This is a genomic window from Achromobacter marplatensis (genome assembly GCF_002209535.1).
GTDB lineage: Bacteria > Pseudomonadota > Gammaproteobacteria > Burkholderiales > Burkholderiaceae_B > Achromobacter > Achromobacter marplatensis.
The window spans coordinates 134,122-159,714 of the sequence record NZ_NJIG01000009.1 but is presented as its reverse complement, the minus strand read 5'-3'; the positions used below and the strand labels follow the sequence as shown (position 1 = coordinate 159,714).

Sequence of the window (25,593 nt, the reverse complement as noted above, 5' to 3'; positions counted from 1 at the left end):
TCAAGCGTAGGCGCGAATCGCATGGCGCGGCAGCTCCACCCAGCAGCGGCTGGCAGCGTGAGGGCCCAGCAGGGCGTCTCCGATTTCGGGGGACACGATGGAATGCACGGTGGAACCGGGCACGCCTTCCAGGCGCAGCGCCAGGCGATAGCCGCGGCCCAGGAACACACCGTCCAGCACGTCAGCCAGCATCGAATTGGGTTCTTCCGGGCGCGCCATGCTGACGCGCACCGCTTCGGGGCGTACGAAGAGCTTGCCCGACTGCCCGTCCAGCGCCGCGTCCACAGCCAATTCCTGGCGGCCGACGCGGGCACGGTGGGCATCGATGCGTTCGAACGGCAGCCAGTTCGCCTCGCCCACGAAGTCGGCAATGAAGGCCGATTCCGGCTGGCGGTAGAGTTCGCGCGGCGTCCCGTACTGTTCGATGACCCCGCCGTTCATGACGGCGATGCGGTCGGCCATCACCATGGCCTCTTCCTGGTCATGCGTCACCATCAAAGTCGTGATGGACAGGCGCTTCTGCAAGGCGCGCAGCTCGATGCGCAGGTGCTCGCGCACCCGGGCGTCCAGGGCGGACATGGGTTCGTCCAGCAGCAGCAGCGACGGCGACGGCGCCAGCGCGCGCGCCAAGGCCACGCGCTGCTGCTGGCCGCCGGAGATCTGTCCCGGATATTTTTCCGCAGCACCGGCCAGGCCCACCAAGGTCAACATTTCCTCGACCCGGTTGGCGACGTGCTTGCGGTGGGCGCGCTTGCCGCTCAGGCCGTACGCCACGTTCTGGGCCACGGTCAGGTTGGGAAACAGCGCATAGGACTGGAACAGGATGCCGTAGTCGCGCTCTTGCGGCTCGGCATGGGAAATATCCCGGCCGGACAGCACGATGGTGCCGCTGTCCTGGCGCTCCAGGCCGGCAATGGCCCGCAGCAGGGTCGTCTTGCCGCAACCGGACGGGCCCAGCAGGCACACCAGCTCGCCTGCCCGGATATCCAGCGAAACATCGGCCAGCGCCGTATGGCTGCCGAACCGTTTCACGAGATTTCGGACAGTGAGAAAGCCCCCACGCTTCGCCCCATGCTGGGGCTCTCTGCCCCCCGGGGGGGCTTTTTCCCCTTGGGGCGGCCCGGCGGGGAAAAGGTCGTTATTGGGTTGGGGCATGGTGCCTCCGGTTTGGGAACGAAGGCAGTATGGAAGCCGCGTATTGAGTGTTTATGACACTTCGCGCAAATGCAGTAATAAAAACATCAAATTATTTTGGTGTACTGGCGGTCTTGCGCATTGCGTCCCTTTACCGCCCCCACCATCGTGCTTGTCGCCGAACTCAAATCCTTCTACGCCGTGGCTCGCTGCGGCACCGTCACCAAGGCCGCCGCCCAGCTGGGTGTCAGCCAACCCACGGTGACGGGGCAACTGCGCCAGCTGGAGTCACGTTACGGCGTTGAGCTCTTTCATCGGCAGGGCCGCGGCATGCGCCTGTCGGACGCGGGCCACAACCTGATGCCCATGGTGGAAAAGCTGGTGCAGCAGGAAACCGAGATCGATTTCCGGCTGCGCGACGCCAGCGACCTGCGCGAGGGCAATCTGCGCATCGGCGCGACCGGCCCCTTCTACATCATGGATACGGTGCGCCGGTACAACCAGCGCTACCCCGGCATCGACCTGACCGTCACGATCGGCAATTCGCAGTCGATGCTGCAGGCATTGCACGACTACCGCATCGAGATTGCCACGTCATCTTTTCTGATGGATGACAAGCACCTGTACCGACGGATGATCGCCGCCGACCCGATCCGCGTGGTGACGCACCGCGACCACCCGCTGGCCCGCCTGACCCGCGTCCGGCTGGCCGATCTGGCCGACCATGCGGTGCTGTTGCGCGAACCCGGCTCCATGACGCGCCAACTGACCGAGGACGCCCTGGCGGCAGCCGGCGTCACCGTGCGGCGCACGCTGGAGATCGGCAGCCGGGAGTCGATCCGGCAAGCCATCCTGTGCGATCTGGGCATCAGCCTTATCCCATCGCGTGAAATCCCCTCGCATCCCGATCTGGCGGCGCTGGACATCGAAGGCGCCGACATCGTGATGAACGAATACCTGTACTGCCTGCGCGAGCGCCAACCGGTGCAATTGATCGCGCGCTTTCTGGAGATGGCGCCGGCAGCCGGCTGACCGCGAAGGTCACTGCCCGCCTCTCCCCCTTGCGGCCACTCAGGAGACAACCATGGCCTTGACCTTGCAAGACATCGAGCAGATTTTCCTGGAGCGCGGACACCGCTCCTATCATGGCGAGTCCGTCAGCCATTTGCGGCATGCGCTGCAGACGGCGGCGCTCGCCGAGCGCAATGGCGCCAACGCGCAACTGATCACCGCCTGCCTGCTGCACGACTTGGGCCACCTGATCGCCGACCGGCCCGGCACGCCCACGCTGCGCGGCATCGACGACAAGCACCAGTATTTCGTGCTGCCGTTCCTGCGCGGGCTGTTCAGCTCGGCCGTGCTGGATCCCATCCGGCTCCATGTGGAAGCCAAACGCTACCTCTGCTACGTGGAGCCGCAATATGAAGCGTCGCTCTCGGAAGACTCCAAGCGCAGCCTGGCATTGCAGGGGGGCAGCTTCGATGCGGGCCAGGCGGTGGATTTCGCCAGCATGCCGGGCGCGCCGGATGCGATTCGTCTAAGGCGGTGGGACGACATGGCCAAGGTCCCCGGGCTGGCCACGCCGCCTTTGGACCACTTCCTGGAAATCGCCGAAAGCGTCTCGGGACGGGTCAAGCTGGCCGCGATCTGGTAGCGGCTGCCAGCAAAACACGCGCGCCAAAGCAAAAAGCCAGGGCAATCGCCCTGGCTTACGGATGGGGTTACGGATGGGGGCCGCCTCAGGCGCCCTTGGCCACCGGACGCGACGGGTCGCTGCACCACTCGCTCCACGAGCCCGGATACAGGCGCGATCCCGCCAGGCCCGCGATCTCCATGGACAGCAGGTTGTGGCAGGCAGTGATGCCCGAGCCGCATTGGTGCACGATGGATGCCGGGTCGCGGCCATCCAGCAAGCTTGCGAATTCGGCGCGCAGTTGTTCGGCGCTCTTGAAGCGGCCGTCGGCTTGCAGGTTTTCGCCGTTGGGGCGGTTCAACGCGCCCGGGATGTGCCCGGCCACCGGGTCCATCGGTTCGACCTCGCCGCGGTAGCGATTGGCGGCGCGCGCGTCGATCACGGTGAAGGACGGTTGGGCGATGTTGGCCAGCACGGCGTTGGCGTCCACGGCACCCGCCAGCGACGCGCCCGGCTCCACGGGTTTTCCGGCCTGCACGGGCGCTGCGGCCTCGGTCGACGTGGGCAGTCCGGCGGCCACCCAGGCCTGCCAGCCGCCGTCCAGCACGGCCACACGGTCATGGCCCAGCCAGCGCAGCATCCACCACAGGTGCGCGCCGTACATGCCGCCGCTGGCGTCGTAGGCGACGACCAGCGTCTGCGGCGTCACGCCGTGCGCGGCCATCAGCGCGCCGAATTCCGCGCGCGAAGGCAAGGGATGACGGCCGTTCTTGCCGGTGCGCGGCGCGGCCAGTTCGGTCTCGTGGTCCAGGTGACGGGCGCCGGGGATATGGCCGGCGTCATAGGCCTGGCGGCCCGCCGCGTGGTTGGTCAGGTCATGGCGCACATCGAACACGCGCAGGTCGGGCGTATCGAGGCGCGCGGCCAGATCGGCGGCGGAAATCAGTGTCATCGTCATTCGGTGTGCTCCTGGTCTAAGGGGGGCGCGGGTCAGGCCGGCTTGGGGTCGCGCATCGTGCGCCACACTGACAGCAGCCCCGCGGAAATGATCAAGCCCATGCCGGCCCAGGCCACGCCGTCCAGGTGGTCGCCCCAGAAGCCCATGCCCAGCAAGGCCGCGAAGATGATGGTGCTGTATTGCAGCGCGGCGGTCAGCAGCGCCGACCCCATGCCGAAGGCCCGGGTCATGGCAAGCTGGCCGAACATGCCGGCCACGCCCACGCCGAAGAGCGATGCGTAGCCCTGCCAGTCGGCCTGGCCCCAGCCTTCGAACCACAGGCCGGCCACGCTGGACACGCAGACCGCCACGGAAAAGAACAGCACCGTGCGCCATTCGGGTTCGCCGATCCGGCCCAGTTGGCGGATCTGCATCATGGCGATCGCCGACATGGCCCCGGCGCCCATGCCCATGACCGCGGCCACCCATTGGTCGTCGTTGATGCTGGGTCGCAGGACGGCGATCACGCCCAGAAAGCCCAGCGCCACCGCCACGATGCGCACGGGGTCGCGCTGCGCGCCGCCCCAGCCCAGCATCCAGCAGGCGATGAAAAGCGGCGCGGTGTAGTTCAGGCTGGTGGCGGTGGCCAACGGCAGGTGCGAGATGGCGAAAAAGCCCAGCCACATCGACGTGACGCCGGACAGGTTGCGCCACAGGTGCAGCTTCCAGCTGGTCGGGATGATGGATTGCCGGCCGGCGCGCGCCCACAGCAGCAGCAGGATCACCGAAGGCAGCCCGCGGAACAGCACGATCTGCGGGAGGGAGGCGCCGTGCTCGGTACCGAGCTTCACGAACGACCCCATGATGGCGAACATGGCGGACGCCAGCAACATCCAGAGAGCCTGCATTGGGGGTCTGCGCTAAGGGAAAAGTGGGGAGGAATAGGGGAAAGCGATACTATACTCTCCGTCACCGGGAGCGGTGCCGGAGAGTCGGGGAACTGGCAGGCCGCCGCGATGTCGAACCCGGGTATTTCCCGCTCGCAGAGGAACACAAAAAACATGAAACGCATTGTCTTGTTCGTCATCACCAACCTGGCCGTCATGCTCGTGCTGTCGGCCACGCTGCGCATCCTGGGCGTAGACCGCTACATCACCGCCAACGGCCTGAACCTCAACGCCCTCCTGATCTTCTCGGTCGTCGTGGGCTTCACGGGCGCGATCATCTCGCTGCTGATCAGCAAGCCGATGGCCAAATGGAGCACCGGCGCGCAGGTGTTGGATCCGAACGCCCCGCGCAACCAGCGCGAAGCCTGGCTGGTCGACACCGTGCACCAGCTGGCCGACCGCGCCGGCATCGGCCGCCCGGAAGTCGCCATCTATGACGGCGCCCCCAACGCGTTCGCCACCGGCGCGTTCAAGAACGACTCGCTGGTCGCTGTGTCGACGGGCCTTCTGGAAAGCATGAGCGAAGAGGAAGTCGCGGCCGTGCTGGCGCACGAAGTGGCCCACATCGCCAACGGCGACATGGTCACGCTGACGCTCATCCAGGGCGTGGTAAACACGTTCGTCGTATTCCTGGCCCGCGTGGTCGGCTACTTCATCGACCGCGTCGTGTTCAAGAACGAACGCGGCATCGGCCCGGGCTACTACATCACCGTGCTGGTCTGTGAGATCATTTTCGGCGTGCTGGCCTCGATCATCGTGGCCTGGTTCTCGCGTCAGCGCGAATACCGCGCCGACGCCGGTTCGGCCCACCTGATGGGCGCACGCGAACCCATGATCCGCGCCCTGGCCCGCCTGGGCGGCCTGGAACCGGGCGACCTGCCCAAGTCCTTCGAGGCCTCGGGCATCACCGGCCGTGGCGGCATCTCGGCCATGTTCGCCTCCCACCCGCCGATCCCGGCGCGCATCGCAGCGCTGCAAAACGCGCGGGTCATCTAAGCCGGCCCTGGCCTGCTTCCCCGCCCAAGCAGCAAAAAGCCCCTCTTCGGAGGGGCTTTTTCATGGGCGGCATCCGCCGCGCATCAGCACTCGACGATGTTCACCGCCAGACCGCCGCGCGCCGTTTCCTTGTATTTCGTCTTCATGTCGGCGCCGGTTTCGCGCATCGTCTTGATCACCGAATCCAGCGACACATAGTGCTGCCCGTCGCCGCGCAGCGCCATCCGGGCGGCGTTCACCGCCTTGATGGAGGCCATGGCGTTGCGCTCGATACAGGGAATCTGCACCAGGCCGCCCACCGGGTCGCACGTCAGGCCCAGGTTGTGTTCCATGCCGATCTCGGCGGCGTTCTCAACCTGCTCCACCGTGCCGCCCAGCGCGGCGGCCAAGCCGCCGGCTGCCATCGAACACGCTACGCCCACTTCGCCCTGACAGCCGACTTCGGCGCCCGACAGCGATGCGTTGTACTTGTACAGCAGCCCCACCGCGGCGGCGGTCAGCAGGAATTCCCGCACGCCCTCGCGGTTGGAACCCGGCACGAAACGGTCGTAATAGTGCAGCACGGCCGGGATGATGCCCGCTGCGCCGTTGGTCGGCGCCGTCACGACACGGCCGCCCGCAGCGTTCTCTTCGTTGACCGCCATGGCGTACAAGTTGACCCAGTCCATCACCGACAAGGGGTCGGACAAGGTGCGCTCGGCGCGCTGCGTCAGATTGCGGTAGAGCTCGGGCGCGCGCCGGCGCACCCGCAACGGGCCGGGCAATTCGCCGTCGGCTTCCGGATAGTTGATGCCGCAACCGCGCGACACGCAGTCCTGCATGACTTGCCAGATGCGGTCCAGGCCGCTGCTGGTTTCCGCGGCTTCGCGCCAGGTCAGCTCGTTCTGCATCATCAGCTGGGCCACCGACAGGCCGCTCTCGCGGCACATGGTCAGCAGTTCGCGGCCGGAGCGAAACGGGTAAGGCAATTGGTTGTGGGCCGCGATGACCTGGCTGTTGGAAGCGCCCGCAGTCACCACGAAGCCGCCGCCCACCGACAGGTAGCGCGCCTCGCGCAGCGACTCTCCATTGGCGTCGAGTGCATGGAATTTCATGCCGTTGGGGTGCTCGGCCATCGCCTCGCGGCGGTAGAACACCATGTGCTCTTTTTCCACGAAGGGAACCGGGTAGCGGCCCAGCAGCGGCAATTGGCGGCTGGCGCGCACCGAGGCGACCATGCCGACGATGGCGGCCGGGTCGACGGTATCGGGGGCTTCGCCCATCAGGCCCAGCAGCACGCCCTTGTCGGTGCCGTGGCCCTTGCCCGTGGCGCCCAGCGATCCGTAGAGTTCGGCCCGGACATTGGCCACGCGCGGCATCAGGCCGTCGCGTTCCAGGCCTTGCGCGAACAGCAAGGCGGCCCGCATCGGGCCCACCGTATGGGAGCTAGACGGGCCAATGCCTATCTTGAACAGATCGAATACGGAAACGGCCACGCGAAACTCCAGTACATCAAAGAATAGTCAGGCAATGATACGCGTAGCCACAGCCGCGCGCAGCAAAGCCCCGCCGGGCGTATGCTGTATCACGGCTACGGGTTTCCCCGTCCGGTCAGGCATGCGATCATTACAGAATTATTTCTTGTCATAAAAAGAACGGGAACACCCCTGGATGTCTGGACTTATTACCCTGCTTGACTTCGCCGGATATGTCGCACTGCTTCTATGGGGCGTGCACATGGTCCAAACCGGCGTCCAGCGCGCCTTCGGGGCCGCCTTGGGCGCGGCGCTGGGCAAGGCGCTGGGCACCCGCTTGCGCGCCTTCGCCGCCGGCCTGGGCATCACGGCCGCCCTGCAGAGCAGCACCGCCACCGGCCTGATGATCACCGGTTTTGCCGCCGGCGGGGTCGTCGGCCTGGTGCCGGCCCTGGCCGCCATGCTGGGGGCCAACGTCGGCACCACGCTGATCGTCCAGCTGCTGTCCTTCGACCTGACCTCGCTCGCCCCGATCCTGATCCTGGCGGGCGTGTGGATGTTCCGCCGCTATCCGCCCGGCCGCACCCGCGACCTGGGCCGGGTGTTCATCGGCCTGGGGCTGCTGCTGCTGTCGCTGCATCAGCTGGTTGAACTGTTCGAGCCCTTCCAGACCGCCCCCATGCTGGGCATGATCCTGGACGCCCTGGCCACCCAGCCGGTCGCTGCGGTGCTGCTGTCGGCCGCCTTCACCTGGGCCGCGCACTCCAGCGTGGCCGTAGTCGTGCTGGTGATGTCGCTTGCCAGCCACCACATGGTCGCCCCCCACGTGGCCTTTGCGCTGGTGCTGGGCGCCAACCTGGGCACCGCCATCAATCCGATGATCGAAGGCGTGACGGGCGACGACCCCGCCGCCCGCCGCCTGCCGCTGGGCAACCTGCTGACCCGAGTGCTGGGCGTGCTGGCCGGCCTGCTGCTGCTGCCGGTGCTGCAGCCGCTGATGAGCGAAATGGCCAGCGACCCAGCCCGCGCCGTCGCCAACTTCCACACGCTGTTCAACGCGGTGATCGCCCTGGTGTTCCTGCCGCTCTTGACCCCATACGCTGCGCTGCTGACTCGCTGGCTGCCCAAGCGGGCGGACCCGAACGACCCATCCCGTCCCCAATATCTTGATGAATGGGCGCACGACGTGCCGGCCGTGGCGCTGGGCAATGCGGCCCGCGAGGCCCTGCGCATGGCCGACATGGTGCAGACGCTGCTGCTTTATGCCCGCGCCGGCTTCAAGCGCGACAACCGTCACCGCATGGTGCAGGCGCGCCAGTTGGACGCCGCGCTGGACAAGCTGGAAAACGCCATCACGACGTATCTGGCCACGCTGGACCAGGAAAACATGACCCGCGACGACGTGCAGCGCATGGACGACATCCTGGCCTTCACCAGCAATATCGGCCACGCGGGCGACATCGCCCACCACGGCCTGCTCAGCCACGTGGCCAAGTTGCGCAAGCAGGGCTGGACTTTCTCGCCCGAGCAGCGCGCCAGCCTGGACGACACCCTGGGCCAGCTGATCGCCAATGAACGCCAGGCCGCCGCGCTCTTCGTCAACGACGACCTGCGCCAGGCCCGCGCGCTGGCCGGTGAAAAAGCCCGCTTCCGCACGATCGAAACCCAGGCGTCGGACACGCACCTGCAAAAGATCAAGGCTGGCCAGGTGGATGCCGCCGAAGTCGGCGCGCTGTATCTGGACATCCTGCGCGACATGAAGGGGATCAACTCCCACCTGGTGGGTGCCGCGGCCTATCCCCTGCTGGCCCGCCACGGCGAACTGCTTCCCAGCCGCCTGAGGGAAGCCGGGAACTAATGGCGAGGCAGCGGCACGCCTGACGGAAGGCCGTAGGATGGGTGGAGCGCGGGAGTTCTTAAGCAAGAACCCGAATATCCAGCGCGCGAAACCCATCAAGCGGCGGTGAATTCTTCGCCACGTCGGCGCCAGCGCATCCGCTGCTTGATGGGTTGCGCGCTTGGCGGCTGAGCTTTTGCCGCCGCCGCCCCGCGCTCCACCCATCCTACCGTCGCCCTCCTACAGGTACCGCTGGAACCACTCCACCATCCGCTTCCAGCCGTCTTTCGCGGCGTCGGGCTTGTAGCTGGCGCGGTAGTCGGCCATGAAGGCGTGGTCGGCGTCCGGGTACACCACGAATTCCGACTGCTTGGCGGCGGCGTTGCCGTTGGCCAGCTTGGTCTTCATGGTCTCGATGTCTGCCACCGGGATGCTGGCGTCCTTGGCGCCGTACAGCCCCAGCACCGGGCCATGCAGCTCGTTGACCACGTCATAGGCGAAGCGCTTGATCAGCGGGCCGTGGCCGACGCTGAGCTTGCCGTACCAGGCGACGGCGGCGCGTACGTTGGGGTTGTGCGCCGCGTACATCCACGTCAGGCGCCCGCCCCAGCAAAAGCCCGTCACCGCCACGCGGCGGGCGTCGCCGCCGTGCTGCGCGGCCCAGGCCACGCTGGCGTCCAGGTCGGCGAACACCTGCTCGTCAGGCACCTTGCTGACCAGTTCGGCGATGAGCTTGGGGATGTCGGTATAGACCGAGGCATCGCCCTGACGTTCGTAGAGGTTGGCGGCCACCGCCAGGTAGCCGGCCTTGGCGACCCGGCGGCAAATGTCCTTGATGTGCTCGTGCACGCCGAAGATCTCTTGCACGACCAGCACGATGGGCAGGTCGCGGCGGCCTTCAGGCGCGGCGTAATAGGCGGCGATGGAGCCATCGGCCACGGGTAGTTGGAAATCCCCGTAGACCAGGCCCTGGGTGTCCGTATGGATGACGGTGGGAGCGACGTTGCCGGCGGCGGCGGAAAAACTCATGGAGTACTCCTGTGTAGGGATCAACGACACCGGGCCTCCCGTTTCCGTGCGCGTCCCTAGTGCGGGTGGGAATGCTCCGCATGGGGCGCGCCGCGAGCGGCGTCGGTTCCATGCTCATGCCCGTGCATCAGCGTCGTCACGCTATAGATCAGCGCCACGCCCACGCCCACCAGCAGCAATTGCGGGACGGCGTCCGAAAGGGACACCCGTTCGTGCATCTGCGGCATAAGGTCGGCCACCGAGATGTAAAGGAAGCTGCTGGCGGCGATCACCAGCACATAGGGCACCCAGCCCTGTGCCTGCTGAAGCACGAAGTACCCTATTATGCCGCCCACGGCTGAACACAAGCTGGTGAACAGGATCAGCGAAAAGGCACGGCGGCGCGCCAGCCCCGCATTGAGCAGCACGACGAAGTCGCTCAGCTTATGCGGCACTTCGTGCACGATGATCGAGGCGGCCGTCAGCACGCCCAGCAGCGGATCGGTCAGGAACGCGGCCGCCACCAGCACGCCGTCGCACAGGTTATGCAGCGAACTGCCGATCAGGATCAGCACCCCGCCACGCCCCGCTTCATGGTGGTCGTGGCCCTTGTGGTGATGGTGGCCGTCGCCCTCGTGGTGATGGCTGTGGCGCAGCAAGGCGATCTTCTCCAGCACGAAGAAGCCGATCAACGACGCCAGCATCAAGCCGAACAGCGCATGGGCGTCGCCCACCGCCCCCTCAAAAGCTTCGGGCAGCAAGTGCAACAGCGCCACCGACAGCAGCACGCCCACCGACAGGCTGACCATGTGATGCAGGTATTGGGCAAACACCTTGTAGGCCAGCCAGCTGGCGACAAGGACGGCGATAAGGCCACCGGTGACGGTGGCAAGCAGGACCCAGAGCAGCAACATTTGGGGGACGCAATATAGGCGGGGGAAGCGCAACATTATATTGTTGCAATCCCAAAATCGGAAATGGGCCGCCCGAAGGCGGCCCACCGGTCCTGCGGGCGACCAGACGCGGGCTTAGTGCGCCTGTTCCCAGTTCTTGCCCATGCCCACCTCGGCAACCAGCGGCACGCGCAGTTCGGCCACGCTGCACATCAGGCGCGGCAGCGCTTCCTTGACCAGCTCGATCTCGGCGTCCGGCGCTTCCAGCACCAGTTCATCGTGTACCTGCATGATCATGCGGGTTTGCAGCTTTTCGGCTTCCAGCCAGTCCTGCACGGCCACCATGGCCATCTTGATCAGGTCGGCGGCGGTGCCCTGCATGGGCGCATTGATGGCCGCCCGTTCCGCCCCCTGCCGGCGCGGACCCGAGGCTCCGCGGATTTCCGGCAGTTGCAGGCGGCGCCCGAACACGGTTTCCACGTAGCCTTGCTCGCGCGCCAGCCGGCGGGTATTTTCCATGTACATCGCCACGCCGGGATAGCGGGCGAAATAGCGGTCGATATACGCCTGCGCCGCATCGCGCGTGATGCCCAGGTTGGACGCCAGGCCGAACACGCCCATGCCGTAGATCAGGCCGAAGTTGATGGCCTTGGCTGCGCGGCGCTGCTCGCTTGACACGTCCGCCAGCGGCACGCCAAACACTTCCGACGCCGTGGCGCGGTGAATGTCCTCGCCTGCGGCGAAGGCGCGCTGCAGGTTGGCGTCATCGGAGACGTGCGCCATGATGCGCAGCTCGATCTGCGAATAGTCGGCCGACAGCAGCAGGCCCTGCTCGGCAATGAAGGCTTCGCGCACGCGGCGGCCGGCCTCGGTGCGCACCGGGATGTTCTGCAGGTTGGGATCGGACGACGCCAGGCGGCCCGTGATCACCGCGGCCTGCGCGTAGCGCGTATGCACGCGCCCCGTGTCCGGGTTGATCATGCGGGGCAGCTTGTCGGTATAGGTCGACTTCAGCTTGGACAGGCCGCGGTATTCCAGCAGCACTTGCGGCAGCGGATAGTCCTGCGCCAGCTTGGTCAGCACGTCTTCGTCCGTGGACGGCGCGCCGCCCGCGGTCTTGCGCACCACCGGCAGCTGCATGCGGTCGAACAGGATCTCGCCCAACTGCTTGGGGGAATTCAGGTTGAAAGGCTGGCCGGCCAGTTCATAGGCCTTTTGCTCCAGCCGCAGCATTTCCTGGCCCAGCTTGTGGCTTTGGCGGCCAAGCTCGGCGGCATCCACCTTCACGCCGTTGCGCTCGATCGTGGTCAGCACCGCCGACACCTGGATCTCAAGCTGATAAACGCGGTTCAGCCCTTCGTCGGCCGCCACCATCGGGCGCAGCACCTGATGCAGCTGCAAGGTGAAATCCGCGTCTTCGGCGGCGTAGTGGCCGGCCTTGTCGACGGCCACTTCATCAAAGCCGATCTGCTTGGCGCCCTTGCCGCAGAGGTCCTCGTAAGACACGCCGCTGCGGCCCAGATAGCGCTGGGCCAGGTCGTTCAAGCCCACGCCACGATGGGACTCCAGCACATACGCTTCGAGCATCGTGTCTTCGGCGATGCCTGCCAGCTTGATGCCTTCGTTGGCGAACACATGCGCGTCGTACTTGGCGTGATGCAGCAGCTTGGCGCGCGAGGCGTCTTCAAGCCAAGGCTTCAAGCGCGCCAGCACCTCGGCCTTGGGCAATTGCGTCGCGCCGTCGGGGCCGCGATGCGCCACGGGGATGTAGCAGGCCACGCCCGGCTCCACCGCCAGAGACAAGCCGACAAGCTTGGCCTGCATCTGGTCCAGCGACGTGGTTTCAGTGTCCAGCGCCACCAGGGACGCGTTCTGCAACTTGTCGAACCAGGCGTCGAATTCGGCCCAGTCGGAGATGATGCGGTAGTCCAATTCGGTGGGCGCCGCGGGCACCTCCGCCGCAATGCGCGCATCACCCGTGGGCACGCGCTCGGCGTCGCCCGTCAGGTCGCGCAGCCAGGTGCGAAAACCGTAGCGTTCGTACAGTTCGGTCAGCGTGGCCTCGTCGCGTTCACGCGGCGTCAGGTCGTCCACGCTTTCGACGTGGCCGGTCAGGTCGCAGTCATACTTCACCGTCAGCAACTGGCGCGTCAACGGGAAATTCGGAATGGCTTCGCGCAGGTTGCTGCCGGCCACGCCCTTGATCCCGTCGGCGCCTTCGACCAGTTTGTCGATGGAACCGAACTCCGTCAGCCACTTGACCGCGGTCTTGGGGCCGACTTTGGTCACGCCCGGCACGTTGTCCACCGTGTCGCCCACCAGCATCAGGTAGTCGACGATGCGGTCGGGCGGCACGCCGAACTTGTTGACCACGCCGGGCTCGTCCAGCACTTCGCCGGTCATGGTGTTGACGAGCGTGACGTGGCTGTTGACCAGTTGCGCCAGGTCCTTGTCGCCGGTGGAGACGATGGTGTGCACGTCGTGCTCGGCCGCGCGCTTGGCCAGCGTGCCGATCACGTCGTCCGCTTCCACGCCCTCGATGGCCAGCACCGGCCAACCCAGCGCACGCACCGCGCGGTGGATGGGTTCGATCTGCGCGGCCAGGTCCTCCGGCATGGGAGGACGGTGCGACTTGTACTCGGGATACAAATCGTCCCGGAAGGTCTTGCCGCGTGCATCGAAAATACATGCGGCATACTCTGCCTTGTGGTCAGATACAAGCTTGCGCAACATGTTCACCACGCCGTAGAGCGCACCCGTAGGTTCGCCTTGCGCATTGCGCAAATCAGGCATAGCGTGGAAAGCGCGGTACAAGTAACTTGAACCGTCGACCAGTAATAAGGTTTTTTTCATGGTTACAAAGGCAGATATGGCAATAACTGCGGAAACACCCGCCAACAAACAAATTCCGCTGATTATGTCAGAGATACGGACGGCGGCAGACAAGCTCGCAAACATCGGGCCCGCAGTCAGCGTCTTCGGCAGTGCACGAGTCAGTCGCAATTCCCCCCACTATGAAACCACCGTCGCCATCTCGGCCGCCCTCGCCGGCGCCGGGTTCGCGGTCATCGCCGGGGGCGGACCCGGCATCATGGAGGCAGCCAACAAAGGTGCATTCGAGGCGGGCGGCACCAGCATCGGGCTGAACATCAGCCTGCCGCACGAAGCGCACAACAACGAATACCAGACCATCAGCCTGTCGTTCGAATATTTCTTTTCGCGCAAGGCCACGTTCTTCATGCACAGCTTCGCCTACGTGGCGATGCCTGGCGGCTTCGGCACCCTGGATGAGCTCTTCGAAGCGTTGACGCTGATCCAGACGGGCAAGGTCCCGCCCGCGCCCATCGTCCTGGTGGGCAGCGAATATTGGTCAGGCCTGGTCGAATGGCTGGGCGGCCAGGTGCTGGCCAATGGCATGATCGGCGCACACGACCTGGACCTCTTCATCATCGAAGACGATCCCGTCAAGGTGGTGCGCCGGGTGGTCGAGTTCCACGAAAAGGTCAACTCGGACGCGCAATACGCACCGTCCCTGCCGGCCTGAACGTTCTTCGCCACCCCCATGAAAGATGCCCCGAGGGGGCATCTTTCACTTCCGCATGAACGCCGGCACGACCTCGGCCGGGATGGGACACACGTATGGCTGGCCACGGCGCGCGTCCAGCAGTTCTTCCTTGGCCCGGGCCAGCGCCTCGGGCTGCGTGTACAGATCGGCGGCGGTAGCCGCAATGATCTTGGCCGCGTGCACCATGCCTTTGTGCGCCATGGACAGCTTGCCCTGCGCCACCATCTGCCAGGAATGGAAAGGCGTGCCATAGGCGTAGCAGGCGCCCCAGCACTGCGCCGTGGGCGCCACCCAGCTGACATCGCCGACGTCCGTGGAACCGTAGGTGATCTCGGTCTTGGCGGGATCAAACGGCGCCACGCCGGAGAACAGCGGTGTGGGATTGCGCAGCACCGCACCCAGATTCTTGCCCGCGTTGTCGATGTCGTCTTCCGTGATGGAATCCCACATGCGGCGTGCAGTCTGCTCTTCGCCCGGCGTGTAGGCCGGCCCTTGCAGCGCCTGCATGTTGGCGTACATCACCTCGTTGAGCACGCGGTTCGGCATGTAGTTCGAACACGCCTTGTCGAACACGATGTCCAGCTCGCAACCCGTCATCAAGGCCGCGCCGCGCGCCACGTTCTTCACGCGTTCATACAGCTCGGACGCTTGCGAATTGACCGGCGCGCGCACCAGGTACAGGACTTCGGCGCGGGCCTGCACCACGTTCGGCGAAATGCCGCCGCTATTGGTCACGGCGTAATGCACGCGCGCATCCGGCACCATGTGTTCGCGCAGATAGTTCACGCCCACATTCATCAGTTCCACCGCGTCCAGCGCGCTGCGGCCCAGATGCGGCGAATTCGCGGCATGCGCGGCAATCCCGCGGAAGCGGAAATAGGCCTGGATATTGGCCAGCGACGACTGGTGGAATATCCCCGTATGCGAGGCCGGGTGCCAGGTCAGGGCTGCATCGACGTCGTCGAACAGGCCCGCGCGCGCCATGAAGGTCTTGCCCGATCCGCCCTCTTCGGCCGGACAGCCGTAGAAGCGGATCGTGCCCGGCAACTGGTTGGCTTCCAGGAATTCCTTGACCGCCACCGCGGCAAAATGCGCGGCCGTGCCCAGCAGGTGATGGCCGCAACCGTGGCCGTTGCCGTTGGGCGTCTCGGGCGACGGCTGGCAGGCGAATGCGCCGCTTTCCTGGCTCAGGCCGGACAGCGCGTCGTACTCGCCCAGAATGCCGATGACGGGGCCGCCCTGGCCCGCTTCGGCCACGAACGCGGTTGGGATGTCGGCGGCGTCCCGCGTAATGCGAAAGCCCGCCTCCTCCAGCATCGCGATGTGCAGCTCGGCCGATTTGTGCTCGGCGTAACGCAGTTCGGCCAGGCTCCAGATGCGGTCGCTCAGGTCGGCGTAACGGTCGCTGCGCGCGTCGATGAACGGCGCAAGTTTGTCGATGGCACCCATTGCTTCTCCAGTGAAAGGGCTGATCCTGTCTCTTTGAAAAAAGCCTGTCATTCGTCGAGCTTGATCCCGGCAGTTTCAATGATTTTCCGGTTCGCGGCCAGCGTCTGCGAAATGCGCTGCGCGAACGCTTGCGGCGTGCCGCTGTCCGGCTGCGCGCCCAGCGACGCCAGCCGTTGCACCAGCGCGGGATCGGCCAGCGCACGGCTCACGGCCTGGTTCAACGTCTGCACCACGGCGTCCGGCGTACCGGTGGGCGCGACCAGGCCGAACCAGGTCTGGCCCAGCGCATTCAACTGCGGGTAGCCCAATTCCGCCAGCGTCGGCAATTCCGGCATGCCCGCCAACCGGCCAGGCGCCGACACCGCGATGGCGCGCAACTTGCCCGCCTTGATCAGCGATTGCGCCGACGCATACTGGTCCTGCTGCACCTGCACCTCGCCCCCGACGGCGGCGGTCAGCGCCGGCCCCATGCCGCGGTACGGCACATGCAGCACGTCGACCTTCAGGTCTGCGTTCATCGCGGCCAGATTCAGATGGCCCAGCGAACCGACGCCGGGCGACCCGAAGGAATACTTGCCGGGGTGCGCACGCAGCTCAGCCAGGAACTGCGGAAAATCCTGGGCGGGAAAAGCCGGGTTGACCATCCACACCACCGGCACCGTCGCCACCGAGGCCACGGGCGCCAGTTGCCGGGCGGGGTCCACCCGCTGCGTGCCATACAGCAAGGGGTTGACGGCCATGGTGCTGACCGTCGCCATGCCCAGGGTGTAGCCGTCCGGTTCGGCGCGCGCCACGGCCTCGGTGCCGATCAGCCCGCCCGCCCCGGCGCGGTTCTCCACGACCACGCTCTGGCCCAATTCCTTGCGCAGGCCGTCGGCCACGGCACGCGCCAGCACGTCCGTGGATCCGCCGGGCGCGAAGGGCACGATCAGCCGCACCGGCTGTGAGGGATACGCGCCCTGGGCGGTGGCCAAGACAGGCGCGCTGAGGGCAACAGCGCAAACTACGGCATGCAGCAGACGGGACTTCATGAACCAGCCACTCCTAGGGACGCAAGCGAAGAACGGAATCGCTGCATTGTGGCCAGGGCATATCCTTATTTCAAATACATTAATGCGTTGATATATTCGTATTTTGAATATCTGAACGAGTCATGGACGTCGCGCCCGCCACCCTGCTTTCCCGCCTGCTTGCCAAGGGCCGGCTGCGCCATCTGCAATTGCTGGCCAGCATCGCTGACCTGGGCAGCATCCAGCAGGCCGCCAGCCACATCGGCTTGAGCCAGCCTGCCGCCACCCATGCCCTGGCCGACATCGAAGACCTGCTGGGCGTGCGCCTGTTCGAACGCCACGCCCGCGGCATGCGCACCACCCGCAGCGGTCAGTTGATGGCGGAGTGTGCGCGAGGCATGCTGACGACCCTGCGCGCCTCCACCGACTCGGTAGCCGCGTTGCGCGAGGGGGCCGCTGGCAGTCTGCGCCTGGGGGCGATTCCGGCTGCCAGCGGCGGCCTGCTGGCCGAGCGCCTGCCCGCCTTCATGACGGCACATCCTGACCTGCATGTGGAAGTGGTGGAAGGCAGCCGGGAACAACTGCTGCCGCTTGCCGCCGGCGGCAGCCTCGACATGCTGTTGTGCCGGCGGCCGGATGCCGTGCCGGCCGGACTGGATTTCGTGCCCCTGCAGCAGGATGCCGCGGTGATCGTCGCCACGGCCGGGCACCCTTTGCTGTCGCCCGGATCCGTTCCCACGTTGGAACAGGTCGCGGCGCAGCTATGGATCGAGCCCCGCCCCGAACTGGCCATCCATGCCGTGTTCACGGCGTTCTTCGAGCGTGCCGGAGTCGTCCCCCGCCGTTGCCGGCTGGCCAGCGCCGCGCCGCCCATGCCCTTGCTGATCGCCGTCATGCACGCGCAGCAGGCGCTGGCGATGGTGCCGCTGACGCTGGCCAACTGGTATGTGCAGCACGGCCATTTTCAGCGCGTGGCGATCGAATCGCCGGGCTCGTTCGCGCCCATCGGCGCCATCGTCCGCGCGCTAGGCCCGGGCCGCGATTTCCTGGAATGGCTGCGCCGCTGACGCGGGCATCAGCTCATCGTCTTGATGATGGCCTCGCGCGCCAGTCCCATAAATTCGCTTTCGCCGGCCCGAGCGGGCAACAGCCTGAATTCCACGGCCGGTAGCGCCGGCAGTCCGGGAGCGTGCAGGCGCGCAATGCCCGGCGCCAGCGCGGATTCGTTCAGGCAGGCGACCCCCAGGCCGGCCGAAATCGCCAGCTGCAAACCCGCCACGCCAGAGGCCACGTGCGCCACCGCATAGGGCACGCCCCGGCGCGACAACAGCCGTTCGACGTACTGGCGCAAGGCGCACGTCTCCGGCAACACCAGCAGCGGCAAGGGCTCGCCCGCTTGTGGGCCCGCCCCTTCCGCAGCCATCCATAGCAACGGTTCGCGGCGCAGCAAGGCGCCCTGCGCCCGCGCCCGCGGCGCGCCGCGCTCCTGGATCGACATCGATATGCCGACGTCGATCTCGCCCCGCTCATAGGCGGCCTCGATGGCGCCGCTTTTCATGATCGTGACGTGCAGGCGCACCTGCGGATACTGCTCGTTCAGGCGTCGCAGCATCCGCGCCACGTCGCCGGGACGGAAATAGTCCGTGATGCACAGGCGCAATTCGCCCCGCAACGCCACGCCTCGCAAATCGCGATAGGCCTCGTCGCTCAGCGCCAGGATGGCGCGCGCATGCGCCAACAGGCGTTCGCCGGCGGGCGTCGCCGCCACGCCCGCCTTGCCTCGCACCAGCAAAGGCTGCCCCGCGCGGTCTTCCAGCTTGCGCATCTGCTCACTGACGGACGATTGGGACAGGAACACCTTCGGCGCCGCCGCCGTCAGGCTGCCGGAATCCAGCACGGCGACCAGCGTGCGCAACTGGTCCAGATCAAATCCCGACATGGCTCATCCAACGGAATACACGATGGATAAAATCGTAAATTCCCGCTTTTCCGATGGCAACAGGGTTCCTACACTGGCTTCACACTTCCCAAATCAGGAGCCTCTCATGCCTCACATCGTCGTCCATCTCTCTGGCCAATCCGATCTCGCCGTGAACCGTCGCGTCGTGGATTCCGTGGCCGGCCTGACCCAGTCCGTACTGGGCAAGAAGCTGTCCGTGATCGCCATTACGCTGCAGCACATCCCGCATGACCTGTGGTTCATCGGCGGCCGCCCGTTGTCCGAGCTGGGCAAGAACGCCTTCCACCTGGACATCAGCGTCACCGACGAGACCAATACCAAGGCCGAGAAGGCGCGCTTCATCAAAGAGATCTATGCGTCGTTCCAGGAGATCCTGGGCGAACTGCACGAATGCTCTTATGTGCACGTGATCGATGCGCGGGCGGCGGCCTACGGCTACGGCGGCGCAACACAGGAATACCGGCATCAGCAAAACGGCGTCTAGGCGGCCGGCAATGAAAAAGCCGCACACCCCAAGGTGTGCGGCTTTTTCGCGTACTACCGAAACGCGAAGGGGGCTTGCCCCCCCGCTCCGCTTAGACGGCTGCGTCGCGCGCAGCGCGCTTGCGTTCGTTTTCCAGCAGGTAGCGCTTGCGCAGACGGATCGACTTCGGCGTGATTTCCACGAGTTCGTCGTCATCGATGAATTCCACGGCGTATTCCAGCGACATCTGGATCGGCGGAACCAGGCGCACGGCTTCGTCGGTGCCCGACGCGCGCACGTTGGTCAGCTGCTTGCCCTTGATCGGGTTCACGACCAGGTCGTTGTCGCGGCTGTGGATGCCGATGATCATGCCTTCGTACAGCGCATCGCCCGGGCTCACGAACATGCGGCCGCGATCCTGCAGCTTCCACAGGGCGTAGGCCACGGCGTCGCCGTTGTCCTGGCTGATCAGCACGCCGTTGCGGCGCTCACCGATCGATCCTTCCTTGACCGGAGCGTATTCATGGAAGATGTGGCTCATCAAGCCCGTGCCGCGCGTCAGCGTCAGGAACTCGTTCTGGAAGCCGATCAGGCCACGGGCCGGGATCAGGTATTCCAGGCGGGTACGGCCACGGCCGTCCGGCTGCATGTCCTGCAGGTCGCCCTTGCGGCGGCCCAGTTCTTCCATCACGCCGCCCTGGTGGGCGTCTTCGACGTCAACCGTCAGCGATTCGAACGGCTCGCACTTCACGCCGTCGATGTCCTTGAACACCACGCGCGGGCGCGACACGGCCAGCTCGTAGCCTTCGCGGCGCATCGTTTCCAGCAGAATCGTCAGGTGCAGTTCACCGCGGCCCGACACTTCGAACACCGTATCGTCGCCCGTGTCGCGCACACGCAGCGCCACGTTGGACTTCAGTTCGCGGTCCAGGCGGTCGCGCACTTGGCGGCTGGTCACGAACTTGCCTTCGCGGCCGGCCAGCGGCGACGTGTTCACCATGAAGTTCATGGTCAGCGTCGGTTCGTCGATGCGCAGCATCGGCAGAGCTTCCTGCGTGGCCGCGTCGGTGACGGTGCAGCCGATACCCAGTTCTTCGATACCGTTGATCAGCACGATGTCGCCGGCTTCGGCTTCATCCACCACGATGCGTTCCAGGCCATGGAACTTCAGCACCTGGTTGATGCGGCCGCGGCCGCCCTGGCCTTCCGGACCGAACTTGTAAGCCACTTCCATGCCGGGGCGCATACGGCCACGGTTGATGCGGCCCACGCCGATCTTGCCGACGTAGCTGTTGTAGTCCAGCGAGATGATCTGCATCTGCAGCGGACCGTTGGGGTCGTCGTCGCGCTGCGGCACGTGCTGCAGGATGGCTTCGAACAGGGGACGCATGTTGCCTTCGCGCACGTCCGGCGTCAGGCCGGCGTAGCCTGACAGACCCGAGGCGTACACCACCGGGAAGTCCAGCTGCTCTTCGGTCGCGCCCAGCTTGTCGAACAGGTCGAACGTGGCGTTGATGACGAAGTCGGTACGGGCGCCCGGACGGTCGACCTTGTTGACCACGACGATCGGCTTCAGGCCCAGGGCCAGCGCCTTGCGGGTCACGAAAATGGTCTGCGGCATCGGGCCTTCAACGGCGTCCACCAGCAGCAGCACGCCGTCAACCATGGACAGCACGCGTTCGACTTCGCCACCGAAGTCCGCGTGTCCCGGGGTGTCGACGATGTTGATGTGCGTGCCTTCGTATTCAACGGCACAGTTCTTGGCCAGAATCGTGATGCCGCGTTCTTTTTCCAGATCGTTCGAGTCCATGACCCGTTCGGTCAGCGCCTGGTTTTCGCGGAAGGTGCCGGATTGGCGCAGCAGCTGGTCGACCAGGGTTGTTTTACCGTGGTCCACGTGGGCGATGATGGCGACGTTGCGCAAGGCGCGAGTCATAGCGAGTCCTTTAAGGTCAGGGTGGAGGGCAGCAAGCCCTCCGGCAATTCGTTCAGTGCAAGCAATGCCTGCTTGGGGTCTGGCATGGCCTGCAAGGCTTCCAGCTCAACGGCGCGTTCCAGAGAAAATGGCCCGACATGCGTGCGCCGCAGCGCCGTCAGGTGGGCGTAACAGCCCAGCACGCGCCCGATGTCCTGGGCCAGTGTCCGGATGTATGTGCCTTTACTGCAAGCCACATCGATCTCTGCCTGCGTCCCCGACAAGGACAGCAGCTCGATGCGGTGAATCGTGATCTGGCGCGGCGCGCGTTCCAGCTCGATGCCAGCGCGCGCGTACTCGTACAACGGCTTGCCGTCGCGCTTGAGCGCGGAGTACATCGGCGGAATCTGCTCGATCGTGCCCGAGAAACGTGACAGCGCGTCGCGCAGTGCCTGTTCCTCTACGACAAACCCCGGTTCGGCGGTCGACACGACATTGCCGGTCAGGTCGCCAGAATCGGTTTCACTGCCAAATTGCAGCGTAGCGCGATATGCCTTGTCGGCGTTAAGCATCGCGCCGGAAATCTTGGTCGCGCGTCCCATGCAGCACACCAGCAAGCCGGTGGCAAAGGGGTCCAGCGTGCCCGTATGGCCGGCTTTCGCCGCGTCCATGGCACGCTTGGCGCGTTGTAAAGCGTGGTTGCTCGACAACCCTACGGGTTTGTCGAGCAACAGCACACCGTCGAGCGCAAGCCCGCGTCGTTTAGCCATCGTCGGAATCCGTGTTTAGAGCAGTGACGACAGCCCGATCAGGACTGGTCTTCAGGTTCGTCGGGCACGCCCGAGTGCGGGCCGGGCCGGTTTGCGCGGTCGATCAGGATCGACATTTCGATACCACGGGCAATCTGCTCGTCGTGGAAGAAACGCAAAGTGGGGACAGTGTGAATGTGCAGCAGCTTGTAGAGCTGCGAGTGCAGCCAACCGGCTTTCTCGTTCAGCAAGGCGGTGGCGGCTTCGGGCTCGGCGCCCAAAACCGTGAACCACACCTTGGCATGCGCGTAGTCGGTCGACAGTTCCACACCAGAGAGCGTGATCAGTCCCGCGCGAGTCATGTCGATCTCGCGCTGGATGATCCCGGCCAGATCCTTCTGGATCTGGTCGGCCAACCGCAAATTGCGGCCGGGGATGGCTTTGGACTTGTGACGGCTCATTAGCAATAATGCCTCGCGGACGCTTTACAGCGTACGCGCGATTTCCTTGATTTCAAAGACTTCCAGCTGGTCGCCCACCTGGATGTCGTTGTTGCCGCGCAGCGTAAGACCGCAATCGAAGCCCGACTTGACTTCCTTGACGTCGTCCTTGAAGCGGCGCAGCGATTCCAGATGCCCCGTCCAGTGAACCACGTTGTTGCGCAGCAGGCGTACCTGGGAGTCGCGACGCACGATGCCGTCAAGCACCATACAACCCGCGATGTTGCCGAGACGCGAGATGCTGTAGACCTCGCGGATCTCGACCAGGCCGATGATTTCTTCTTTCTTCTCGGGCGCCAGCATGCCCGACATGGCTGCCTTCACTTCATCCACGGCGTCATAGATGATGTTGTAGTAGCGCACGTCGATGCCGTTGTTCTCGGCCAGCTTCTTGGCGCTTGCTTCCGCACGCACGTTGAAGCCGATAACGACCGCGTTCGAGGCGATGGCCAGGTTGATGTCGGTTTCCGAGATGCCGCCCACGGCCGCGTGCACCACTTGCACACGGACTTCGTCGGTCGACAGCTTGACCAGCGACTGCACCAGCGCTTCCTGCGAACCCTGCACGTCGGTCTTGACGATAAGCGTGAGCGTTTGCGTGCCCTCGCCCAGGTTGTCGAACATCGATTCCAGCTTGGCGGCCTGTTGGCGGGCCAGCTTGACGTCGCGGAACTTGCCTTGGCGGAACAGCGCGATTTCGCGCGCCTTGCGCTCGTCGGACAGCGCCATCAGCTCGTCGCCGGCGGCGGGCACTTCGGTCAGGCCCTGAATTTCCACCGGGATCGACGGGCCGGCCGATTGGATCGGCTTGCCGTTCTCGTCCAGCATGGCGCGGACGCGGCCGAAGCTTGCGCCGGCCAGCACCACGTCGCCGCGCTTGAGCGTACCGCTCTGCACCAGGATCGTCGCGACCGGGCCACGGCCCTTGTCCAGACGGGCTTCGATGACCAGGCCCTTTGCGGCGGCTTCGACCGGTGCCTTCAATTCCAGCACTTCGGCTTGCAGCAGCACGTTTTCGAGCAGATCGTCGATGCCTTCGCCGGTCTTGGCGGACACGCCCACGAACGGCACGTCGCCACCGTATTCTTCCGGCACGACCTGTTCGGCAACCAGTTCCTGCTTGACGCGTTCCGGGTTGGCCGACGGCTTGTCGATCTTGGTCACGGCCACGACCATGGGCACGCCCGCAGCCTTGGCATGGTGGATGGCTTCACGCGTTTGCGGCATCACGCCGTCGTCGGAAGCGACCACCAGGATCACGATGTCGGTCGCCTTGGCGCCGCGGGCACGCATGGCGGTGAACGCCTCGTGGCCCGGGGTGTCAAGGAAGGTCACCATGCCGCGCTCGGTCTGAACGTGGTAGGCGCCGATGTGCTGCGTAATGCCGCCGGCTTCGCCCGCGGCAACCTTGGCGCGGCGGATGTAGTCCAGCAGCGAGGTCTTGCCGTGGTCGACGTGGCCCATGACGGTCACGACCGGTGCGCGCGGCAGTTGCTCGGCTTCGGAAACCGTGGCGGTTTCGTCCAGGAACGCTTCCGGGTCATCCAGCTTGGCGGCGATCGCCACGTGGCCCAGTTCCTCGACCACAATCATGGCCGTTTCCTGGTCCAGCACCTGGTTGATGGTGACCATCTGGCCCAGCTTCATCAATTGCTTGATGACCTCAGCGGCCTTGACGGACATCTTGTGGGCCAGGTCGGCCACGCTGATGGTTTCCGGCACGTGGACTTCACGTGCGATGAATTCTGCGGGTGCCGGCTCGTTGCGGCGGTCGTTCTGCTGGTTGCGGCCACCACGGCCGCCGCCCTTGCCACCACCCTTGCCGCCTGCGCGCCAGCCATCACGGCTGGCCGGGGCTGCCGGCTTGTCAGCGGGCTTCTTGCGCGATGCGTCATCCGACCAGGTCGAAGCGACTTCGGCGGTCTTGATGGTCTTCTTCGCGCCGGGAGCGGCGGGCTTGGCGTCCTTCTTGGCGCCAGGCGTGGCGCCCGGCTTGCCGGCCGGCTTGTGCAGCGTGCCCGAAATCGGCGCAGCCGCGGGAGCGGCAGGCGCTTCCGGTTCGGGAGCGCGCAACACCTTGCGGGGACGGTTCAGCATTTCACGCAGCGCGGCGGCTTCGGCCTCGGCGGCACGGCGGGCCTCATCGCGGCCTGCCGACGTGGCGGAGGCAGCAAGCGGCGGGCCGGCGCGGCGGTTGTCGGCACGGTTGCCTACCCGGGCAGCAGGAGCTGCGGGCGTAGGCGCGGCCGGCGCGGGCGCGGCGGATTTGACGGGTTCGGACTTCGCAGCAGGCTGAGCCTGGGCGACAGGCGCGTTGGCCTGGGAGGAAGATGTTTCTGACTTATTAGCTAGCACAACGGGTTCCGGCTTGGCTTCTTCAGCCAGGGGCTCGGTGGATTCAGTCTTAACTTCGGGCTTGGCCTCTTCGGCCACGGGCTCGGCAGGAGCAGGCGCCGGCGTCGGTTCGGGTTCAGGCTGGGCCTGGACTTCGGGGGCTTGCGCCTCGACGGGGGCGGGCACTTCGGCCGCGACGGATTCAACAGGCGCGGGCGCTTCAACCGGCGCGGGCGCTTCTACAGCAACGGGCTCTTCCGCCTGGACGGGGGCCGGGGCCTCCGCCTGGACGGGAGTGGCCTCGCGGGGCTCGACCACGGCAGGAGCCTCGGGTGCAGCCGGCGCGGACACCTGCTGCTCGTCTTCGACGGAGGCTTCATCTTCGGCACGCGCGGACGCGGCCTGTTCCAGGGCGATTTCGGAGGGATCACGCTTGACGAACACGCGCTTCTTGCGCACTTCGACCTGAATCGTGCGCGAACGGCCGGTGGCGTCAGCCTGCCGGATTTCGGACGTTTGGCGGCGCGTCAGGGTGATCTTCTTGCCTTCGGTCGCGCCATGGGCGCGACGCAGCGATTCGAGCAATTTCGCCTTGTCGCTGTCGGTGACGGAATCGTCAACCGATTTGAGGTCAACGCCAGCCGAGCGCAGCTGATCCAGCAGCACATTGGCAGGCATTTTCAGCTCGGTAGCGAACTGGGCGACGGTGTTACTCGACATTAGGCTCTCTCTTCCCTATATGCAGCTATTACAAACAACGTGAACTTGCGGTGGATGAAACCAGCACTACCCACCGCAGACCCGTGTCC

The 25,593-nt window shown here is 65.7% G+C and carries 21 protein-coding genes; 7 read left to right on the top strand and 14 right to left on the bottom strand.

Going from position 1 to position 25,593, the window contains the following annotated elements:
* Entirely contained in the window at positions 1-1,032 is a 1,032-nt protein-coding gene (locus tag CEY09_RS21555; protein ID WP_088590221.1) for a putative 2-aminoethylphosphonate ABC transporter ATP-binding protein, read from the bottom strand.
* A 270-nt stretch (positions 1,033-1,302) separates the two neighbouring features.
* Between CEY09_RS21555 and CEY09_RS21550 the strand changes: the two genes are divergently transcribed.
* Together CEY09_RS21550 and CEY09_RS21545 are read left to right on the top strand one after the other, a co-directional pair.
* Entirely contained in the window at positions 1,303-2,166 is an 864-nt protein-coding gene (locus CEY09_RS21550) for a LysR family transcriptional regulator (RefSeq protein ID WP_088590247.1), read from the top strand.
* A 52-nt stretch (positions 2,167-2,218) separates the two neighbouring features.
* Positions 2,219-2,788: a phosphonate degradation HD-domain oxygenase gene (locus CEY09_RS21545; RefSeq protein ID WP_006225066.1), complete on the top strand. Its 570-nt coding sequence runs from the start codon at positions 2,219-2,221 to the stop codon at positions 2,786-2,788.
* Positions 2,789-2,873: 85 nt separating this feature from the next.
* On the opposite strand, the gene CEY09_RS21540 is transcribed toward CEY09_RS21545, so the two are convergent.
* Both CEY09_RS21540 and CEY09_RS21535 read right to left on the bottom strand, forming a co-directional pair.
* The gene (locus CEY09_RS21540) at positions 2,874-3,725 is read right to left on the bottom strand and encodes a sulfurtransferase (protein WP_088590220.1); all 852 of its coding nucleotides are present in this window, start codon (positions 3,723-3,725) and stop codon (positions 2,874-2,876) included.
* A 32-nt stretch (positions 3,726-3,757) separates the two neighbouring features.
* Positions 3,758-4,612 (bottom strand): DMT family transporter, encoded by an 855-nt coding sequence (locus CEY09_RS21535; protein WP_035213204.1) that lies wholly within the window; start codon positions 4,610-4,612, stop codon positions 3,758-3,760.
* A gap of 153 nt (positions 4,613-4,765) precedes the next feature.
* Between CEY09_RS21535 and htpX the strand changes: the two genes are divergently transcribed.
* Positions 4,766-5,647 (top strand): protease HtpX, encoded by an 882-nt coding sequence (htpX, locus tag CEY09_RS21530; protein WP_006225069.1) that lies wholly within the window; start codon positions 4,766-4,768, stop codon positions 5,645-5,647.
* An 83-nt stretch (positions 5,648-5,730) separates the two neighbouring features.
* On the opposite strand, the gene CEY09_RS21525 is transcribed toward htpX, so the two are convergent.
* On the bottom strand, positions 5,731-7,122 hold the full coding sequence (locus tag CEY09_RS21525; protein ID WP_088590219.1) for an L-serine ammonia-lyase: 1,392 nt from the start codon (positions 7,120-7,122) through the stop codon (positions 5,731-5,733).
* Positions 7,123-7,297: 175 nt separating this feature from the next.
* On the opposite strand from CEY09_RS21525, the gene CEY09_RS21520 reads away from it, so the two are divergent.
* Positions 7,298-8,959: a Na/Pi cotransporter family protein gene (locus CEY09_RS21520; RefSeq protein WP_006225071.1), complete on the top strand. Its 1,662-nt coding sequence runs from the start codon at positions 7,298-7,300 to the stop codon at positions 8,957-8,959.
* A gap of 219 nt (positions 8,960-9,178) precedes the next feature.
* Here CEY09_RS21520 and CEY09_RS21515 read toward each other — a convergent pair whose 3' ends face one another.
* From CEY09_RS21515 to polA, 3 genes are all read right to left on the bottom strand, one after another.
* A complete protein-coding gene (locus tag CEY09_RS21515; RefSeq protein WP_088590218.1) occupies positions 9,179-9,967 on the bottom strand; it encodes a dienelactone hydrolase family protein in 789 nt (262 codons plus the stop codon).
* Positions 9,968-10,023: 56 nt separating this feature from the next.
* Positions 10,024-10,860, bottom strand: a complete 837-nt coding sequence (locus CEY09_RS21510) for a ZIP family metal transporter (protein WP_088590217.1) — start codon at positions 10,858-10,860, stop codon at positions 10,024-10,026.
* Between the two features lie 114 nt (positions 10,861-10,974).
* Positions 10,975-13,692 (bottom strand): DNA polymerase I, encoded by a 2,718-nt coding sequence (gene polA / locus CEY09_RS21505; protein ID WP_088590216.1) that lies wholly within the window; start codon positions 13,690-13,692, stop codon positions 10,975-10,977.
* Between polA and CEY09_RS21500 the strand changes: the two genes are divergently transcribed.
* Complete coding sequence (locus CEY09_RS21500; RefSeq protein ID WP_446678354.1) at positions 13,691-14,383, top strand: LOG family protein; 693 nt, start codon at positions 13,691-13,693, stop codon at positions 14,381-14,383. The genes polA and CEY09_RS21500 overlap by 2 nt on opposite strands.
* 45 nt (positions 14,384-14,428) lie before the next feature.
* On the opposite strand, the gene CEY09_RS21495 is transcribed toward CEY09_RS21500, so the two are convergent.
* Together CEY09_RS21495 and CEY09_RS21490 are read right to left on the bottom strand one after the other, a co-directional pair.
* Positions 14,429-15,853 carry a M20 family metallopeptidase gene (locus CEY09_RS21495; RefSeq protein WP_088590215.1) on the bottom strand — a complete coding sequence of 475 codons (1,425 nt, stop codon included), beginning with the start codon at positions 15,851-15,853 and terminating at the stop codon, positions 14,429-14,431.
* A gap of 47 nt (positions 15,854-15,900) precedes the next feature.
* Positions 15,901-16,884, bottom strand: coding sequence for a Bug family tripartite tricarboxylate transporter substrate binding protein (locus tag CEY09_RS21490; RefSeq protein ID WP_088590214.1), 984 nt, complete (start codon positions 16,882-16,884; stop codon positions 15,901-15,903).
* A 122-nt stretch (positions 16,885-17,006) separates the two neighbouring features.
* Between CEY09_RS21490 and CEY09_RS21485 the strand changes: the two genes are divergently transcribed.
* On the top strand, positions 17,007-17,930 hold the full coding sequence (locus CEY09_RS21485; protein ID WP_088590213.1) for a LysR family transcriptional regulator: 924 nt from the start codon (positions 17,007-17,009) through the stop codon (positions 17,928-17,930).
* An 8-nt stretch (positions 17,931-17,938) separates the two neighbouring features.
* Here CEY09_RS21485 and CEY09_RS21480 read toward each other — a convergent pair whose 3' ends face one another.
* Positions 17,939-18,802 (bottom strand): LysR substrate-binding domain-containing protein, encoded by an 864-nt coding sequence (locus tag CEY09_RS21480; RefSeq protein ID WP_088590212.1) that lies wholly within the window; start codon positions 18,800-18,802, stop codon positions 17,939-17,941.
* A gap of 106 nt (positions 18,803-18,908) precedes the next feature.
* On the opposite strand from CEY09_RS21480, the gene CEY09_RS21475 reads away from it, so the two are divergent.
* Complete coding sequence (locus CEY09_RS21475; RefSeq protein WP_088590211.1) at positions 18,909-19,307, top strand: tautomerase family protein; 399 nt, start codon at positions 18,909-18,911, stop codon at positions 19,305-19,307.
* A 91-nt stretch (positions 19,308-19,398) separates the two neighbouring features.
* On the opposite strand, the gene typA is transcribed toward CEY09_RS21475, so the two are convergent.
* Genes typA through infB form a run of 4 tightly spaced genes read right to left on the bottom strand, consistent with a single transcriptional unit; the run spans position 19,399 to position 25,504 of the window.
* Positions 19,399-21,222 carry a translational GTPase TypA gene (gene typA / locus CEY09_RS21470; RefSeq protein WP_006225081.1) on the bottom strand — a complete coding sequence of 608 codons (1,824 nt, stop codon included), beginning with the start codon at positions 21,220-21,222 and terminating at the stop codon, positions 19,399-19,401.
* A complete protein-coding gene (gene truB / locus CEY09_RS21465) occupies positions 21,219-21,971 on the bottom strand; it encodes a tRNA pseudouridine(55) synthase TruB (protein ID WP_035213208.1) in 753 nt (250 codons plus the stop codon). Before truB ends, typA begins: the two co-directional genes overlap by 4 nt.
* Positions 21,972-22,009: 38 nt before the next feature.
* The gene (gene rbfA / locus CEY09_RS21460; RefSeq protein ID WP_006225083.1) at positions 22,010-22,411 is read right to left on the bottom strand and encodes a 30S ribosome-binding factor RbfA; all 402 of its coding nucleotides are present in this window, start codon (positions 22,409-22,411) and stop codon (positions 22,010-22,012) included.
* A gap of 24 nt (positions 22,412-22,435) precedes the next feature.
* Positions 22,436-25,504, bottom strand: coding sequence for a translation initiation factor IF-2 (gene infB / locus CEY09_RS21455; protein ID WP_006225084.1), 3,069 nt, complete (start codon positions 25,502-25,504; stop codon positions 22,436-22,438).
* Positions 25,505-25,593 lie beyond the last annotated feature (89 nt).